We start from the raw sequence: 15,008 nt of genomic DNA on the forward strand, positions 1-15,008 counted from the left end.
TGCCACTGACAATCACCTGGTGAGAGCGGCCGGGCTCAGTTTCTTGAAGTAGATCGACGTGGGGCGCAGGACGCCGTCCGGCGCGGCCGCGTAGTCGGGTATCGCGCCGATCCGGGTCCAGCCGGCCGCACCGTAGAGGCGCTCGGCGGGGCTGTCCGTCTCGGTGTCCAGGTGCAGCAGCGTGATGCCGGCCGCGGCGGCCGCCGCCTCGGCGGTGGCCAGGAGGCGGCGGCCGAGTCCTCGGCCCCGCGCGTCCCGGTGCACCATCAGCTTGACCAGTTCGGCGCGGTGGCGGCTGTTGGGCTTGTCCGGGAAGGCCAGGGTGACGGTGCCCAGTACCCGGTCCCCGTCCTGCGCCGTCCAGACGGCGAGCTGGCCTGCGGCGACGCCCGGCACGCGCTCCTTCCACCAGGCGAGCGCGTCCGTCCAGCCGAGCGGGGCGAGGAAGCCGATCGAGGCACCGCTCGCCACGGTGTCGACGAGCAGATCCGCCAACCGCTCCACGCGCGCGTGCAGTTCATCGGCGTCCAGCCGGGTCACGGTCACGTCCGCGGTCATGGCAGCACCACCGCCAGCACGTAGCGCACGTCCTCGTCCCCCGCGCACCGGAACCGCGTCGGCCCCCACACCCGCAGCCGCAGGCAGTCCCCGGTGGCGAGGTGGTGCTCCACGTCCTGCGCGGTCACCGCGAGCGCTCCCTCCAGGACCCAGATGTGCTGTTCCAGGCCGGGTACGGGCGGGCGGTCGTAGGAGATGTCCGCCCCCGCGGACAGCCGTCCCTCCACCAGTTCGCCGCGCAGTCCGGCGTGCGGGGGCGAGACGGACCGCCGAACGAAACCGGAGGCCCGGTCCTGCCACACCTGCTGTTCGGCGGCCCGCACCAGTTGGGCGGGCTCCGCCTCGACCTCGCTGAGCAGCTGGGACATGGTGCGTCCGTAGACGCCGCACAGGCGGTTCAGGAGGGATGCGGTCGGGCTGATCTCCGCGCGTTCGGCGCGGGAGAGGGTCGAGCGGCTGACGCCGCTGCGCTCCGCCAACTCGCCCAGGGACCAGCCCCGTTCGGCCCGCAGCTCGGCCAGGCGGGTGCCGAGCCTGGCGTCGACGGCGTCAGGCCCGGTCTCGGCAACGTCCTGTTTCATATTGGGGATGCTATCCCGTATCAGGGATGGGCGTCCCGGTGGTTTCCGTCACTCCCGGCCTCCGAACGCCGCCAGTGTCCGCTCCAGCGCCGGCAGCGCCCGTACCACCCGCTGGGAGCGGATCAGCAGGTCCCAGGCCGGTTCGAACTTCTTCCAGCCGCCCGCGTAGGCGAGGTGCCGCAGCCGTTCGGGGCGGCCCGGCTGGGCGGCGGAGCCGCGCCAGATGTTGGACCAGCGGTAGAAGTCGCGGTACGCGCGCCAGTAGCCCTCCTCCAGCTGCTCGGGGGTCATGTTCTTGGGGCGGTACACGACGTGGCGGGTGTCGTAGAGGTCCCAGTCGCGGTGCACGATGCGGTCCTCGGACTCCAGCTGGCGCCACAGGCCGGTCGTCGGGTACGGCGTCATGATGTGGAAGGTCGCCGTCTCGATGCCCTGCTCGACGGCCCAGGCCACGGTGCGGTCGAAGACGTCGGGGCCGTCCTGGTCGAGACCGAAGACGAAGCTGGCGTTGACCATGACGCCCGCGTCGTGCAGCCGCCGTACCGCTGCCGCGTAGTCGGTGCCGATGTTCTGGTTCTTGCGGCGCTCGGCGAGGTTGGCGTCGTTGACCGTCTCGAAGCCGACGAACAGGCTGCGCAGGCCCGCGTCGACCGCCCGTTCCAACAGGTCAGGTTTCAGGACCGAGTTGACCGTGCCCGCCGCCTGCCACAGTCTGCCCATGCCCTTCATCCCGTCGAACAGGGCTTCCGCGAAGCGGCGGTTGCCGAGCAGGTGGTCGTCGAGGAAGTACAGGTGCCGGCCGGGCAGGCGGTCGATCTCCGCGAGGGCGTCGTCGACGGTCTGTGTGTAGAAGGACTTGCCGCCCTCGAAGAACGCGTCCTTGTAGCAGAAGTCGCAGTGGTGGGGGCAACCGCGGGAGACGACGATCGAGTTGGGGACGAGGTACAGGTGCCGCTTGATCAAGTCCCGTCGCACCGGCGGCAGTCCGGCGAGGGTGCGCAGGGTGGAGTCGTAGCGGCGGGCGGGTACGCCGTCGCGGAAGTCCTTCAGGAACAGCGGCCAGGTGTCCTCTCCCGGGCCGGTGAAGATCGTGTCGGCGTGGGCGGCCGCCTCGTCGGGGAGCGAGGTGACGTGCAGGCCGCCCATCGCCACGTGCACGCCGCGGGCCCGGAAGTGGTCGGCTATCTCGTAGCTGCGCCGGGCCGAGGTGATGTACGGCTGGATCACCAGCAGGTCGGGGGTGCCGAGGGCTTCGAGGTCGAGGCGCTCCACGTGCTCGTCGTGGAGGGTGACCTCGTCGTCGGGGTCGAGGTAGCCGGCCAGGGTCGCGAGGCCCAGGGGCGGGAACAGCGAGTACTTGATGGGCCGGAACAGCGGGCTCGTCGCCTCGGTCAGGGCCGGAAGGATCATCGTCACGCGCATGACAGCCCAGACTGCGGGCGACGGGTGGCCGGTTCCCGACGGTTGGCTCAGACGTGCCGACGCGGGACTTCTACGGTTGCGCCGCCTCACCCGGTGCGGCCTCGCTCAGGGCCGTCAGCACGGGGCGGATCAGCGGGTGCTCCTCCGCGCCGCGCCGTACCGCCGCGAAGACCCGGCGCGTGGGTGCCACCCCGTCGACGGGCCGTACGACCACGCCTGTGAGGTCCATGCCCCGCAGGGCCGAGCGCGGGACCAGGGCCACGCCGGCGTCGGCGGAGGCGAGCGCCACGACCGCGCGGAAGTCGTCCGAGGAGTGCTCCAGGCGGGGCTGGAAACCGGCGGCCTCGCAGGCCAGCACCACCACCTCGTGGCAGGGGTTGCCGGGGTAGGGGCCGATCCACGGGTCCTTGGCGAGCTCGGCCAGCGGCACCTCGACGGTGTCGGCCAGGCGGTGGGTGAGCGGGACGACGGCGTCGAAGGGCTCGGCGTAGAGCGAGACGTGGGTCAGGCGCGGGTCGTCGGCCGGCGGCGCGCCCCGGTACTCGACCGCGACCGCGACGTCGACCTGCCGGTCCAGCACCATCGGCAGGCTGGCGTCGCCCTCGGCGTCCTGGACGCGGATGCGGATGCCGGGCGCGGACTCGGCGAGGTGGGCCACCGCGGGGGCGACGACCTGGGCGATGCCGGTCGCGAAGGCGGCGACGGTGACCGTGCCGGCGGCGCCCGAGCCGTACGCGGCGAGCTCCGCCTCGGCCCGCTCCAGCTGGGCGAGGACGGCGTTGGTGTGGCTGAGCAGGATCTCGCCGGCGGGGGTCAGCCGTACGCCCTTGGCGCCGCGCTCGACCAGGCGGTGGCCGGTCTCCTGCTCCAGCGCCGTCAGCTGCTGGGAGACCGCGGAGGGCGTGAGGTACAGCGCGGCGGCAGCCGCCGTCACCGTACGGTGGTCGGCCACCGCACGGAGGATGTGCAGCCGCCGCGCTTCGATCATGAGACCGATTATCGCAAGCCCCGCGAGAAACCCGGCCCTCCGGTCACCGGGACGTCAACCACCCCCGCACCGGGCCCCCTCCTCCGCCACCGCGGCACGCACCGGGAGCCCAGCCCGCCACCCTTGCGGCACTTGCCGGGGCGCGCACCGCGGAGATCGCCGAGCCGAGCCGCCGCTGGGCCCACGGGGGCGCAGCCGGCCCTCGCCGCAGCCACCCCGGCTCAGCCCTCCAGCTCAGCCCGCGCCGCGACGAACGCGTCGACCGCGCGGTTCACGTCCGCCGTCGAGTGGGCTGCCGACAGCTGGACGCGGATGCGGGCCTGGCCCTGGGGGACGACCGGGTAGGAGAAGCCGATCACGTACACGCCGCGCTCCAGGAGCAGCTCCGCCATGCGGCCGGCCACCGTCGCGTCGCCGATCATCACGGGGGCGATGGCGTGGTCGCCGGGCAGGATCTCGAAGCCCTCCTCCACCATCCGGCGGCGGAACAGCACCGTGTTCTCGGCGAGGCGGACCCGCAGGTCGTCCGCCGACTCCAGGAGGTCGAGGACCTTCAGGGAGGCCGCGGCGATCACCGGGGCCAGGGTGTTGGAGAACAGGTACGGCCGCGAGCGCTGGCGCAGCAGCGCGACGATCTCGGCACGCGCGGCGACGTAGCCGCCGGAGGCGCCGCCGAGGGCTTTGCCCAAGGTGCCGGTGATGATGTCGACGCGGTCCATGACGCCGTGCAGCTCGGGGGTGCCCCGGCCGCCGGGGCCGACGAAGCCGACCGCGTGCGAGTCGTCGACCATGACCATGGCGTCGTAGCGGTCGGCGAGGTCGCAGATCTCCGCCAGCGGGGCCACGTAGCCGTCCATGGAGAAGACGCCGTCGGTGACGATCAGGCGGCGCCGGGCGTCCGACGCGTCCTTCAACTGCTTTTCCAGGTCGGCCAGATCACGGTTGGCGTAGCGGAAGCGGCGGGCCTTGGACAGGCGGATGCCGTCGATGATCGACGCGTGGTTGAGGGCGTCGGAGATGACCGCGTCCTCGGGGCCGAGCAGCGTCTCGAAGACGCCGCCGTTGGCGTCGAAGCAGGAGGAGTAGAGGATCGTGTCCTCCTGGCCGAGGAAGGCCGACAGGCGCGCCTCCAGCTCCTTGTGCACCTCCTGGGTGCCGCAGATGAAGCGGACCGAGGCCATGCCGTAGCCCCAGCGGTCCAGCGCCTCGTGCGCGGCGGCGACGACCTCGGGGTGGTCGGCCAGACCGAGGTAGTTGTTGGCGCAGAAGTTGAGGACCTCGCCGGGGCGGCCGCCCGCGGTGACGTTCACGGTCGCGGACTGCGGGGTGCCGATCACGCGCTCGGGCTTGTGCAGGCCGGCGGCGCGGATCTCGTCGAGGGTGGCGCGCAGGTCGTCGCGCACGGAGTCGAACATGGGGGAAGCTCCTAAAAAGCCGTCGCCGAAAGGGAGTTACGCGGTCCAGTCGAGGATGACCTTGCCGCCGCGGCCGCTCGCCGCGTCGGCGAACGCCGCCTCGAAGTCGCGGTGGCCGTACCGGCCGGTGATCACGGGCGACAGGTCGAGGCCGCCTTCCAGCAGCACCGACATCGCGTACCAGGTCTCGAACATCTCCCGGCCGTAGATGCCCTTGATCGTGATCATCGAGGTGACGATGCGGGCCCAGTCGACCGGGAATTCCTGCGCGGGCAGGCCGAGCATGGCGATCCGGCCGCCGTGCGTCATGTTGGCGATCATGTCGCGCATGGCCTCGGGGCGGCCGGACATCTCCAGGCCGATGTCGAAGCCCTCGCGCAGGCCCAACTCCCGCTGTCCGTCGGCGATCTCGGCCTGCGACACGTTCAGGGCGAGGCTCACGCCGATCTTGCGGGCGAGCTCCAGGCGCTCCTCGCTGACGTCGGTGACGACGACGTTGCGGGCACCCGCGTGGCGGGCCACGGCGGCGGCCATCAGGCCGATCGGCCCGGCGCCGGTGATCAGCACGTCCTCGCCGACCAGCGGGAAGGAGAGCGCGGTGTGCACGGCGTTGCCGAACGGGTCGAAGATCGCCGCCACATCGAGGTCGACGGGCACCCGGTGCACCCACACGTTCGACGCGGGCAGGACGACGTACTCCGCGAAGGCACCGTCCCGGCCGACGCCGAGCCCGATCGTGGACCGGCACAGATGGCGCCGCCCGGCCAGGCAGTTGCGGCACTTGCCGCACACCAGGTGGCCCTCACCGCTGACCCGGTCGCCGACGGCGATGTCCGTGACGTCCCGGCCGGTCTCCACGACCTCGCCGACGAACTCGTGCCCGATCACCAGCGGGGTGCTGATCGCCTGCTGCGCCCAGCCGTCCCAGGCCCGGATGTGCAGGTCGGTGCCGCAGATACCGGTACGCAGCACCTTGATCAGTACGTCGCCGTGTCCGACCGCGGGCTCCGGAACGTCCGCGAGCCACAGCCCCGGCTCCGCCTTCTCCTTGACCAGCGCCTTCACGTACGGCTCCTGTGCTCGAGGGTCCGGATGCGGGCACGCCGAAGCAGCCCGCATCCGGGGGTGGGGGGTGGAATCACCCAGCAATCTGCCGCACCGCACCACCCCGGGTCCATCGAGGATTTCTTAAGCCGCGCCCCAGATCCGCTTCACACCCGCCCCGTCGCCCCTGGCCCGCCGCCTCCGGCCCGTCAACCCTGCCCGTCACCCCTGCCCCCGATCGAAGTAGGCCACCAGAGCCGGGTCGAGGGGCGGCACCTCCTGCACGGCGCCTCCCGCGCGCAGCGACGCGGTCGCCCCGTAGCCGGCCGCGACGGCCATCCGGGCGGCCACCGGTGAGGTGTCGGTGACCCCGCCCTCGCGTACGAAGCGCAGGAACTCGTCGATGATCAGCGGGTCCGCGCCGCCGTGCTCGGTGTCGTCCACGGGCTCGGAGACCCGGTACTCGGCGTCGGGCTCGGCGCGGTGGCCGGAGCGGCGGGCGTTCCACACCCGCACCGCTCCCCCGGGTATGTCACCGAAGTTCTCCAGGCGGCCCGCGTCGCCGATGACGGTGTAGTTGCGCCAGTAGTCGGGGGTGAAGTGGCACTGCTGGTAGGCGGCCAGCACCCCGTTGTCCAGGCGCATGTTGACCAGCGACACGTCCTCGACGTCGATCACCGGGTTGAGGGCGCGCTGGGTGTGCGGCGGCCAGCGGCCGTCCTCCGTGTACCAGTCGGCGCTCTTGGGCTCGCCGGGGGCGCGGCGGTGCGGGTTGTCGCCGTAGACCATGAGGTCGCCGAAGGCCTGCACCTGGCGGGTCCAGCCGCCGGCCAGCCAGTGCAGCACATCGAGGTCGTGGGCGCCCTTCTGCAGCAACAGGCCGGTGGTGTACCGGCGTTCGGCGTGCCAGTCCTTGAAGTAGAAGTCGCCGCCGTGGCCGACGAAGTGGCGCACCCAGACCGTCTTGACGGTGCCGATGTCGCCGCGCTCGATGATCTCCCGCATCCGGCGGATCACCGGCATGTGCCGCATGTTGTGGCCGACGTAGAGGCGTGTGCCGGTCTCGCGGGCCGTGCGCAGGATGCGGTCGCAGCGCTCGACGGTGATGTCGAGGGGCTTCTCCACGAACACGGCCTTGCCCGCGCGCAGGGCCGCGCAGGCGAGGTCGGCGTGGGTGTGGTCGGGGGTGAGGACCAGCACGGCGTCGACGTCCGGGTCCTCGATCACCTTGCGGTGGTCGTCGACCGTCCGCACCCCTTCGATCCGCTCGGCGGCCCGTTCGCGGCACGCCGGGTCGTGGTCCGCGACCACGGTCACGCGGGCGCCCCCGCCGGGCCGGTGGGCGACCCGGGCGAGGGAACCGCGCAGTCCGAAGCCGAGGACACCGAGGCGCAGGTCGGTCATGGTGGACCCTTCCTTGGCCGTGCGCCCCGGGCTGCTCGCGTGGACCGGGCTAGTCGAGGCGGGAGACCTGGTAGTGGCTGATGAGCCAATCGTCTCCCACCCGGGTGACCAGCACCGAGAGCTTCACGGGCAGGGCGGGCCGGTCCGTGAAGGTGAACTCGACGTCCAGGTAGCCGAGGACGAGGCCGTCGGCGGGCCGCCTGGTCTCCAGGATGCGGTACGCGGCCTTCATCCCCAGGGGCTGGGAGTCGTAGTAGGCGGCGACGCCCGGCCGTCCGACGCTGTAGGGGTGCAGGCCCTGGAAGAGGGCGTCCTCGGTGAACGTGGCGGCGACGTGCTCGGGCTGGTGCGCGTCGACCCCGGCCTTCCAGCGGTCGAGTACGGCACTGAGGATCTTTTCGTCGTCGGCTGTGGTGGTCATGTCCGCTCCTTGTTCGCCTGCTGGACGGGGGGTCAGTGTCCGGCGCTCATACCGCCGTCGACATGCAGGATCTCGCCGGTGACGAACGGCGCCGTCTCCAGGAAGAGCACCGCGTCCACGATGTCGCTCACTTCGCCCATCCGGCCCACCGGGTGCAGCCCGGCGAGGAACTCGTGGGTCTCCTGCGGGTGCATGGGCGTCTTGATGGTGCCGGGCGACACGGCGTTGACGCGCAGTCCGCGGGTGGCGTACTCGATGGCGAGGGACTTGGTCGCGGACTGCAGCCCGCCCTTGGTCAGCGAGGCCAGCGCGGAGGGGACGTTGGCGTCCGCGTTGTCGACCAGGCTGGTGGTGACGCTGACGATGTGGCCGCCGCCCTGGGCCAGCAGGTGCGGCACGGCCCGCTGGGTGATGTGGAAGAAGCCGGCGGTGTTGATGCCGGTGACGGCGGCGAAGTCCTCGGCCGTGTAGTCCGTGAACGGCTTGGCGACGAAGATGCCCGCGTTGTTGACCAGGGTGTCGATCCGGCCGAACCGTTCGACGGCGGCCGCGACCACGCGCTCCGCGGTGGCCGGGTCGGCGATGTCGCCCTGGACGGTCAGGACGTCCGCGTCGTCGACGGGGGCGATGGTGCGCGAGGTCGCGACGACCGCGTAACCGAGCTTGCGGTAGCCCTCGACGACGGCGGCGCCGATGCCCTGCGAGGCGCCCGTGACGATCGCGACCTTCTGGTTCTGCGTGCTCATGGTGACCTTCTCCGAATGAGGGACCGGTCTACTAGACGACCGGTCGACTATTTGGAAGGTAGGTCGCCGGACCTGCGGCGTCAAAGGCCAAAGGGGGTTCGCACGGGACCGGTTTCCTCCTGCCTGCGAGGCTGAGCCTCGCAGTGCAGATCACAGGCGTGCGTGGCCGGTCACCAGCTGATCGCGGCCGCCACCGGCAGGTGGTCGCTGCCCGTCGCCGGCAGCACCCACGACCGCTCCGGCCGGACGCCGCGTACGAGGACCTGGTCGATCCGCGCCACCGGGAACGTCGCCGGCCAGCTGAAGCCGAAGCCGTCCCCGGCCACGTCCTGGGCCGAGCGCAGCCGCGAGGTGAGGCCGGCGAACGCACGGTCGTCCAGCGTCCCGTTGAGGTCGCCGAGCAGCACCACCCGCTCGTTCTTCTCGGCGGCGACGGCCTGGGCGAGCGCCTGCGCGCCCCGGTCCCGCTGGGCCGTGGAGAAGCCCGCCCGGGGATTCACGCGCACCGAGCCCAGGTGGGCCACGTACACCGCGAGCGGACCCTGCCGTGTGGTGACCGTGGTGCGCAGCGCCCGGGTCGAGGCCGGCTTGACGTCGGCCGGCTTCGTGGCCGCCAGCGGCCCGTAGTCCATGCCGTCGTCGACCGGCCGGCTGTCCGACAGCGGCAGCCTGCTCCACAGCCCGACCGTGCCCAGCACCACGTGGTGCGGGTACGCCTTCGCCAGCGCCCTCTCGTACACCGGCTTCGCCCGCTCGCTCAGCTCCACCAGAGCCAGCACGTCCGCCCCGGAGCCGGCCAGGTCGCGGGCGGTGGCGGCCGGGTCGGGGTTGCCGGCGTCGACGTTCTGACTGACGACGGTGAGGTCGCCGCCCTGGTGGGACCGGTCGCCGAGCAGCCCGCCGAAGAGGTTCAGCCACACCACGGCCGGCAGCAGCAGCGCGGCCACCGCCGAGGCGGAGCGGCGCCACAGCGCCGCGGCCAGCAGCACCGGGACGAACAGGCCGAACCACGGCAGGAAGGTCTCCACCAGGCTGCCGAGGTTCCCGATCCGGTTCGGGATCCGCCGGTGCAGGACCATGAGCAGGCCGAGCAGCAGGGCCAGCGCCGCGAGCAGCGGGCCGCGTCTCCAGGGCCCGGGGCGGGAGGCGGCGTGGATCGCGCGGCCGAGGCGCGCGCGCCACCTCCCGGCTCCTCGCCCGTTCGCCCGCTCGCCGGCGGTGGTGTCCTGGTGGAAAGTGCTGGTCACTGCTGCATCCTCGGGTCCTGGGTGGGGTCGGCGTACGGGGGCGGGCAGCCACGGTCGTTCGCGTGGGCGCGCAGTTCGTAGTGCCAGGGTTCGTTCCGGTAGATCCGGCACAGCCCGTAGGCGGCGCCGTGTGCGGACAGCCACGCCGTCGCGTCGGCGGGCCCGACGTCGACCGCCTCGCCCGACACGTGCGGGGACGTGGCCGCGGTGGCGACCCAGCGGGCGGCCTCCTGCGCGGAGCCGTACCGGGCGACCGCCTCGCGCAGCAGCTGATCCTGGTAGGCCGCGGAACGCCAGCCGCTGTTGACGTGGATCGCGACACCGTCGTCGGCGGCGGCCGTCGCGGCCCGGCGCAGGGCCTTGAGCAGATCGGGATCGAGGCGGGCCACGGCCGGAACCGTGTAGTCGAAGACCGTCACGCCGTCGGGGACGGCGCCGTCCGCCTCGCCGAGCGCATCGTGGCGCGGGTCGCGATGGAGCGTCGCGAGTGCTGAGGCCCCGGACGACGAGGCCTTGGGTAACGCGTAGACGAGGGCGGCGATGATCGCTGTCAGCGCGACGAGCAGGCCGGCGACGAGGAGTGGGCGGGTTCGCGTCATGCCGCCAGTCAAGGCGGCACGGTGTTGCCGGCACGTATGCGGATTTCGATACGCCCGCGATATGCGCCGCCTCGTAGCGTTGAGGCATGCGTGTGCTGATTGTCGAGGACGAGCCCTATCTGGCGGAGGCGATCCGCGACGGCCTGCGGCTGGAGGCGATCGCGGCCGACATCGCGGGCGACGGCGACACCGCTCTGGAACTGCTGGGCGTCAACGCCTACGACATCGCCGTCCTCGACCGCGACATCCCCGGGCCGTCCGGCGACGAGATCGCCAAACGCATCGTCGCCTCCGGCAGCGGGATGCCCATCCTCATGCTCACCGCGGCCGACCGTCTCGACGACAAGGCCTCCGGGTTCGAACTCGGCGCCGACGACTACCTCACCAAGCCCTTCGAGCTGCAGGAGCTCGCGCTCAGGCTCCGGGCGCTCGACCGCAGACGCGCCCACAGCAGGCCCCCCGTGCGGGAGATCGCGGGGCTGCGGCTGGACCCGTTCCGCCGCGAGGTCCACCGCGACGGCCGCTATGTCGCGCTGACCCGGAAGCAGTTCGCGGTGCTCGAAGTCCTCGTCGCCGCCGACGGCGGTGTCGTCAGCGCCGAGGAGCTCCTGGAACGCGCGTGGGACGCCAACGCCGACCCGTTCACCAACGCCGTACGCATCACCGTCTCGGCCCTGCGCAAGCGTCTGGGCGAACCCTGGATCATCGCCACCGTGCCCGGTGTCGGATACCGCATCGACACGGCACCGCGGGCCGGGAGTGAGGGCGGGGGCCGTGGATAGGCAGCCCGGGCTGAGCGTCCGCCTCAAACTCACCCTCAGCTACGCAGGGTTCCTCGTGCTGGCCGGCATCCTGCTGCTCGCGGCCGGGTGGGTGTTCCTGAACCGTGTGCCGCACGTCGGGCTGATCATGGTGCCCAACTACCGGCTCGCCGTCGTGCGTGAGTTCGCCCCGTTCGCGGCCGTCGCGCTGGCCTTCCTGCTGCTGTTCGGCCTCGTCGGCGGCTGGCTCCTCGCCGGCCGGATGCTCGCCCCGCTGACCCGCATCACGGACGCCACCCGCATGGCCACCGGCGGATCGCTCTCCCACCGGATCCGGCTGCCGGGCCGCGCGGACGAGTTCCGCGAACTCGCCGACGCCTTCGACACGATGCTCGCGCGGCTCGAGGCGCACGTCGCCGAGCAGCAGAGGTTCGCGGCCAACGCCTCGCACGAGCTGCGCACCCCGCTCGCGATCTCGAAGACGCTCCTCGACGTGGCGCGCACCGACCCGGACCAGGACACCCGCGAGATCATCGGCCGGCTCCACGCCGTCAACACCCGGGCGATCGACCTCACCGAGGCGCTGCTCCTGCTCAGCCGCGCCAACCAGCGGTCCTTCACCCGGCAGCCGGTCGACCTGTCCCTGCTGGCGGAGGAGGCCACCGAGACGCTCCTTCCGCTCGCGGAGAAGCGCGGCGTCAAGATCGAGACGTCCGGCGACATCTCCCCCACCGCCGGATCGCAGGCGCTGCTGCTGCAGCTGACCATGAACCTCGTGCACAACGCGATCGTCCACAACCTGCCCGAGCAGGGCACCGTGTGGGTCCACACCGGCACCCGGCCCAGGCGGGCGGTGCTCACCGTCGAGAACACCGGCGAGCGGCTCACCCCGTGGGTGGCCGCGACCCTCACCGAGCCGTTCCAGCGCGGCACCGAGCGCGTCCACACCGATCATGTGGGCGTCGGCCTGGGCCTCGCCATCGTGCGGACCATCGCCGAGGCACACGACGGAACCCTCACGCTCACCCCGCGCACCGACGGCGGGCTCCGCATCACCGTGGAGCTGCCGGCCCCGTCAGGGATCTGACCGGGTGTGCGGGTCGTCCGCCGGGAGCCAGGCGTCCGCGGCGTGGATGCCGAGGTCGCCGATCCCCTCGCACAGGGCGTCGACGACGCCGAGGACCGCCTCGCGCCGCTCGCTCTCGCGCCACACCAGCGACCAGGTCCAGTAGACCTTCGGACCGACGATCTCGCGGCGCACCAGATCCGAGGGCAGCAGATCCGTCTGCCCCTTGGGGCAGTTGACGACCGGGCGGGTACAGCGGCGCACGTGGTCGAAGAAGGCGGGGCCGGTGACCGCGCCGTCGGAGATGCGGACCGTACGGGCCCCGGTGGTGTGCGCCAGTTCCTCGCCGTAGACGTTCCAGGACGCCCAGGAGGTGACGTCGTCGTCGATGAGGACGTCGGTGTCCCGGGCCGCCACGTCCGGTACGTCGCCGCTGTCGCCGCCCTTGGCGACGGCGTACAACCGGTCCGCGCCGATCAGATGGGCGCGCAGCTTGAGGCGGGCGAGGTCCTCGCCGCGCACCCAGCACACCGCCAGGTCCAGGCTGCCGTCGGCGACCCGGGCGGCCTGGGTGTGCGAGGGGGCGACCCAGGCGTCGAGGTGCACCCGGGCCACCGCGGCCGTACGTGAACTCAGGTCGGGCGGCAGCCAGTTGACGTAGCCGAGACGGACCGCCTGCGAGCCCGACAGCCGGCCGGCCCGCCGCTTGAGGTCGTCGGCGCCCTCCAGCAGGGCACGCGTCTGCGGGAGCAGGGCGGCACCGGCCGGGGTGAGCGAGACCGAGCGGCGGTCCCGGTCGAACAACCGGACCCCCAGGTCCCGTTCGAGGGCCTTGATCTGCTGGGAGAGCGAGGGGCCCGCGATGAGAAGCCGATCGGCGGCCCGGCCGAAGTTCAGCTCCTCGGCGACCGCGACGAAATACCGCAGCTGGCGCAGTTCCACGCGCGCCATGCTACGCGCGCTGAGAGGCTGCGCCTCCCAGCAGCGAGAAAGCCGGTCGTGGCATCGGTGCTGGTGACGGGCGCACGATGAGGACACGTCACCGAAGATCGGAGGAGCCGTGCGAGAGTTCCTGGTCGAGATCACCACCACCGTCCCCGAGGGCACCAGCCAGGAGGAGGTCGACCGGCGGCGCGTCACCGAGGACGTCCGCGGCAGGGAACCGGCCGCGACGGGGCAGCTGGCACGACTGTGGCGCCCAGCCGGGGAACTCCACCCCCCCCCCCCCCCCCGAGGCCGTCCGCGCCAGGGAACTGGCCGCGACGGGACATCTGGCCCGGCTGTGGCGCCCGGTCGGCGAACTGCGCAGCATCGGCGTCTGGCGGGCCGCCGACGAGGAGGAGTTGCACGAGAAGGTGCTCGGCACCCTGCCGCTGCGCCCGTGGATGACCCTCACCGTCACCCCGCTGGAGTCCCACCCCAACGACCCGGCCCGGGCCGACGGCGCCCGATGAGCGCCACCTCCCCCTCCCCCTGGCGGCACGTCGCCCAGGCCGCCGCGGCCCTCGCGGCGGGCATGGGCGTCGGCCGCTTCGTCTACACCCCGATCCTGCCCCTCATGCACTCCCAGGCGGGCCTGTCCGCCGGCGCCGGCGCGAACCTGGCCACCGCCAACTACGTCGGCTATCTCGTCGGCGCCCTGGCCGGCATCCTCTCCCCCGCCCTGATCCGCTCACGCACCGTCCTGCGCGGCTCGCTGCTGGTGCTGACCGCCACGCTCGCCGCGATGCCGCTCACCCACAGCGTGCCGCTGTGGGGCGCGCTGCGGCTGCTGGCCGGGGTGGCGAGCGCGCTCGTCTTCGTCGTCGCGGCCGGCTCGCTCCTGCACCATCTGCGCGAGCACCCGCCGCACCTGCCGGGGTGGGCGTTCGGCGGTGTGGGCGCCGGGATCGCTCTGTCCGGGCTGCTGGTCCTGGCGCTGCGGTCGGCCGCCGACTGGCGGGCCGCCTGGTGGTCGGCGGCCGCCCTCGCGGCCGTGCTCGCCTGCGGCTGCTGGAATCTACGACCGGAGGACGCACCCGCCGGGAGGCCGGCCCGGAGCGGCGGCAGCGGCCCCCGCACCCATCGCTGGTTCGGCGCGCTGTTCGTGAGCTACACGCTGGAGGGCGTCGGCTACATCGTCGCCGGGACCTTCCTGGTCGCGGCGATCGGCCAGGGCTCCCCCGGCTGGGTCGGCAGCGGTGCCTGGGTGCTGGTGGGCCTGGCCGCCGTCCCGTCCTCGGCGCTGTGGGCCCGGCTCGGGCGCCGGTTCTCCCGGCCCGGCCTGCTGCTCGCCGCCCTGGTGGTCCAGGCGGCCGGCATCGCCCTGCCCGCGCTGACCGGGACGACGGCCGCCGCGCTGGTGTCGGCGGTCCTGTTCGGCGCCACCTTCCTCGGCGTCAGCACCCTCGCCCTGGCCACCGGCGCCCATCTGCGCTTTCCCCGCTCGGTGGCGCTGCTGACCGCCGGCTACTCGGTCGGCCAGATCCTGGGCCCGCTGGCCGTCGCCCCGCTGCTGCACCACGGCTACCACCAGGCGCTGCTGCTGGCGGCCCTCGTGGTCCTCGCCGCGGCCGGGGCCGCCGCCGTGCTGCGGATCGGCTTCCCGCACCACATGGTCGTAGTACGACACACAGAACCGCGACGACAGCGAGAATCGACCCCGGACGCCCGGCCCGCCTAGCACCGCGGCCCCGACGCCCAGCCCTCACACTGCGCCGGACCACCGTCCCAAACTGCTCCTGACCGCCCCCGTCCTCCCCACCGCGGCCGCGGCC

16 protein-coding genes and 1 pseudogene are annotated in these 15,008 nt (G+C 72.7%); 5 read left to right on the forward strand and 12 right to left on the reverse strand.

All coding sequences use genetic code 11. From position 1 onward, the window contains the following. Nucleotides 1–12: 12 nt before the first annotated feature. From ACFU97_RS13515 to ACFU97_RS13565, 11 genes are all read right to left on the reverse strand, one after another. Nucleotides 13–558 (reverse strand): GNAT family N-acetyltransferase, encoded by a 546-nt coding sequence (locus ACFU97_RS13515; RefSeq protein WP_384255047.1) that lies wholly within the window; start codon nt 556–558, stop codon nt 13–15. Further along, nucleotides 555–1,139, reverse strand: coding sequence for a helix-turn-helix domain-containing protein (locus tag ACFU97_RS13520; RefSeq protein WP_384255049.1), 585 nt, complete (start codon nt 1,137–1,139; stop codon nt 555–557). The genes ACFU97_RS13515 and ACFU97_RS13520 overlap by 4 nt, the downstream gene beginning before the upstream one ends. Before the next feature lie 48 nt (nt 1,140–1,187). Then, entirely contained in the window at nt 1,188–2,561 is a 1,374-nt protein-coding gene (locus tag ACFU97_RS13525) for a B12-binding domain-containing radical SAM protein (protein WP_384255051.1), read from the reverse strand. Between the two features lie 70 nt (nt 2,562–2,631). Next, nucleotides 2,632–3,549: a LysR family transcriptional regulator gene (locus tag ACFU97_RS13530; RefSeq protein WP_384255053.1), complete on the reverse strand. Its 918-nt coding sequence runs from the start codon at nt 3,547–3,549 to the stop codon at nt 2,632–2,634. 221 nt (nt 3,550–3,770) lie between these two features. After that, on the reverse strand, nt 3,771–4,964 hold the full coding sequence (locus tag ACFU97_RS13535; RefSeq protein WP_384255055.1) for a glycine C-acetyltransferase: 1,194 nt from the start codon (nt 4,962–4,964) through the stop codon (nt 3,771–3,773). Nucleotides 4,965–5,000: 36 nt separating this feature from the next. Continuing rightward, nucleotides 5,001–6,029: an L-threonine 3-dehydrogenase gene (gene tdh, locus ACFU97_RS13540; protein WP_384255058.1), complete on the reverse strand. Its 1,029-nt coding sequence runs from the start codon at nt 6,027–6,029 to the stop codon at nt 5,001–5,003. Nucleotides 6,030–6,230: 201 nt separating this feature from the next. Next, a complete protein-coding gene (locus ACFU97_RS13545; RefSeq protein ID WP_384255060.1) occupies nt 6,231–7,412 on the reverse strand; it encodes a Gfo/Idh/MocA family protein in 1,182 nt (393 codons plus the stop codon). Nucleotides 7,413–7,461: 49 nt separating this feature from the next. Further along, nucleotides 7,462–7,833: a YybH family protein gene (locus ACFU97_RS13550; RefSeq protein WP_384255062.1), complete on the reverse strand. Its 372-nt coding sequence runs from the start codon at nt 7,831–7,833 to the stop codon at nt 7,462–7,464. A 32-nt stretch (nt 7,834–7,865) separates the two neighbouring features. Further along, entirely contained in the window at nt 7,866–8,579 is a 714-nt protein-coding gene (locus ACFU97_RS13555; protein ID WP_384255065.1) for an SDR family NAD(P)-dependent oxidoreductase, read from the reverse strand. A 170-nt stretch (nt 8,580–8,749) separates the two neighbouring features. Next, the gene (locus tag ACFU97_RS13560; RefSeq protein WP_384255344.1) at nt 8,750–9,736 is read right to left on the reverse strand and encodes an endonuclease/exonuclease/phosphatase family protein; all 987 of its coding nucleotides are present in this window, start codon (nt 9,734–9,736) and stop codon (nt 8,750–8,752) included. An 86-nt stretch (nt 9,737–9,822) separates the two neighbouring features. Further along, entirely contained in the window at nt 9,823–10,425 is a 603-nt protein-coding gene (locus ACFU97_RS13565; protein WP_384255067.1) for a M15 family metallopeptidase, read from the reverse strand. An 86-nt stretch (nt 10,426–10,511) separates the two neighbouring features. On the opposite strand from ACFU97_RS13565, the gene ACFU97_RS13570 reads away from it, so the two are divergent. Both ACFU97_RS13570 and ACFU97_RS13575 read left to right on the forward strand, forming a co-directional pair. Next, on the forward strand, nt 10,512–11,207 hold the full coding sequence (locus ACFU97_RS13570) for a response regulator transcription factor (protein WP_384255069.1): 696 nt from the start codon (nt 10,512–10,514) through the stop codon (nt 11,205–11,207). Further along, nucleotides 11,200–12,273, forward strand: a complete 1,074-nt coding sequence (locus ACFU97_RS13575; protein ID WP_384255072.1) for a sensor histidine kinase — start codon at nt 11,200–11,202, stop codon at nt 12,271–12,273. The genes ACFU97_RS13570 and ACFU97_RS13575 overlap by 8 nt, the downstream gene beginning before the upstream one ends. Here the strand turns inward: ACFU97_RS13575 and ACFU97_RS13580 are convergent. Next, nucleotides 12,262–13,203: a LysR family transcriptional regulator gene (locus tag ACFU97_RS13580; RefSeq protein WP_384255074.1), complete on the reverse strand. Its 942-nt coding sequence runs from the start codon at nt 13,201–13,203 to the stop codon at nt 12,262–12,264. The two genes, ACFU97_RS13575 and ACFU97_RS13580, sit on opposite strands and share 12 nt — an antisense overlap. A 109-nt stretch (nt 13,204–13,312) precedes the next feature. On the opposite strand from ACFU97_RS13580, the pseudogene ACFU97_RS13585 reads away from it, so the two are divergent. The 3 genes and pseudogenes from ACFU97_RS13585 to ACFU97_RS13595 form a co-directional block, all read left to right on the forward strand. Next, a pseudogene (locus ACFU97_RS13585) lies at nt 13,313–13,360 on the forward strand (muconolactone delta-isomerase); the annotation flags it as partial. A gap of 172 nt (nt 13,361–13,532) precedes the next feature. Then, nucleotides 13,533–13,706 carry a muconolactone Delta-isomerase family protein gene (locus ACFU97_RS13590; RefSeq protein WP_384255346.1) on the forward strand — a complete coding sequence of 58 codons (174 nt, stop codon included), beginning with the start codon at nt 13,533–13,535 and terminating at the stop codon, nt 13,704–13,706. Nucleotides 13,707–13,768: 62 nt separating this feature from the next. Continuing rightward, nucleotides 13,769–14,914: a YbfB/YjiJ family MFS transporter gene (locus ACFU97_RS13595; RefSeq protein WP_384255349.1), complete on the forward strand. Its 1,146-nt coding sequence runs from the start codon at nt 13,769–13,771 to the stop codon at nt 14,912–14,914. The last annotated feature ends 94 nt before the right edge of the window (nt 14,915–15,008 follow it).

The organism is Streptomyces sp. NPDC057616 (genome assembly GCF_042800575.1).
Classification (GTDB): domain Bacteria; phylum Actinomycetota; class Actinomycetes; order Streptomycetales; family Streptomycetaceae; genus Streptomyces.

Bases quoted from the DNA above. Each gene is read 5' to 3' on its own strand.
- ACFU97_RS13570 (WP_384255069.1), top strand. From the start codon at position 10,512: ATGCGTGTGCTGATTGTCGAGGACGAGCCCTATCTGGCGGAGGCGATC.
- ACFU97_RS13595 (WP_384255349.1), top strand. From the start codon at position 13,769: ATGGGCGTCGGCCGCTTCGTCTACACCCCGATCCTGCCCCTCATGCAC.
- ACFU97_RS13520 (WP_384255049.1), bottom strand. From the start codon at position 1,139: ATGAAACAGGACGTTGCCGAGACCGGGCCTGACGCCGTCGACGCCAGG.
- ACFU97_RS13550 (WP_384255062.1), bottom strand. From the start codon at position 7,833: ATGACCACCACAGCCGACGACGAAAAGATCCTCAGTGCCGTACTCGAC.
- ACFU97_RS13530 (WP_384255053.1), bottom strand. From the start codon at position 3,549: ATGATCGAAGCGCGGCGGCTGCACATCCTCCGTGCGGTGGCCGACCAC.
- ACFU97_RS13565 (WP_384255067.1), bottom strand. From the start codon at position 10,425: ATGACGCGAACCCGCCCACTCCTCGTCGCCGGCCTGCTCGTCGCGCTG.
- ACFU97_RS13515 (WP_384255047.1), bottom strand. From the start codon at position 558: ATGACCGCGGACGTGACCGTGACCCGGCTGGACGCCGATGAACTGCAC.
- ACFU97_RS13525 (WP_384255051.1), bottom strand. From the start codon at position 2,561: ATGCGCGTGACGATGATCCTTCCGGCCCTGACCGAGGCGACGAGCCCG.
- ACFU97_RS13535 (WP_384255055.1), bottom strand. From the start codon at position 4,964: ATGTTCGACTCCGTGCGCGACGACCTGCGCGCCACCCTCGACGAGATC.
- ACFU97_RS13580 (WP_384255074.1), bottom strand. From the start codon at position 13,203: ATGGCGCGCGTGGAACTGCGCCAGCTGCGGTATTTCGTCGCGGTCGCC.
- ACFU97_RS13555 (WP_384255065.1), bottom strand. From the start codon at position 8,579: ATGAGCACGCAGAACCAGAAGGTCGCGATCGTCACGGGCGCCTCGCAG.
- ACFU97_RS13545 (WP_384255060.1), bottom strand. From the start codon at position 7,412: ATGACCGACCTGCGCCTCGGTGTCCTCGGCTTCGGACTGCGCGGTTCC.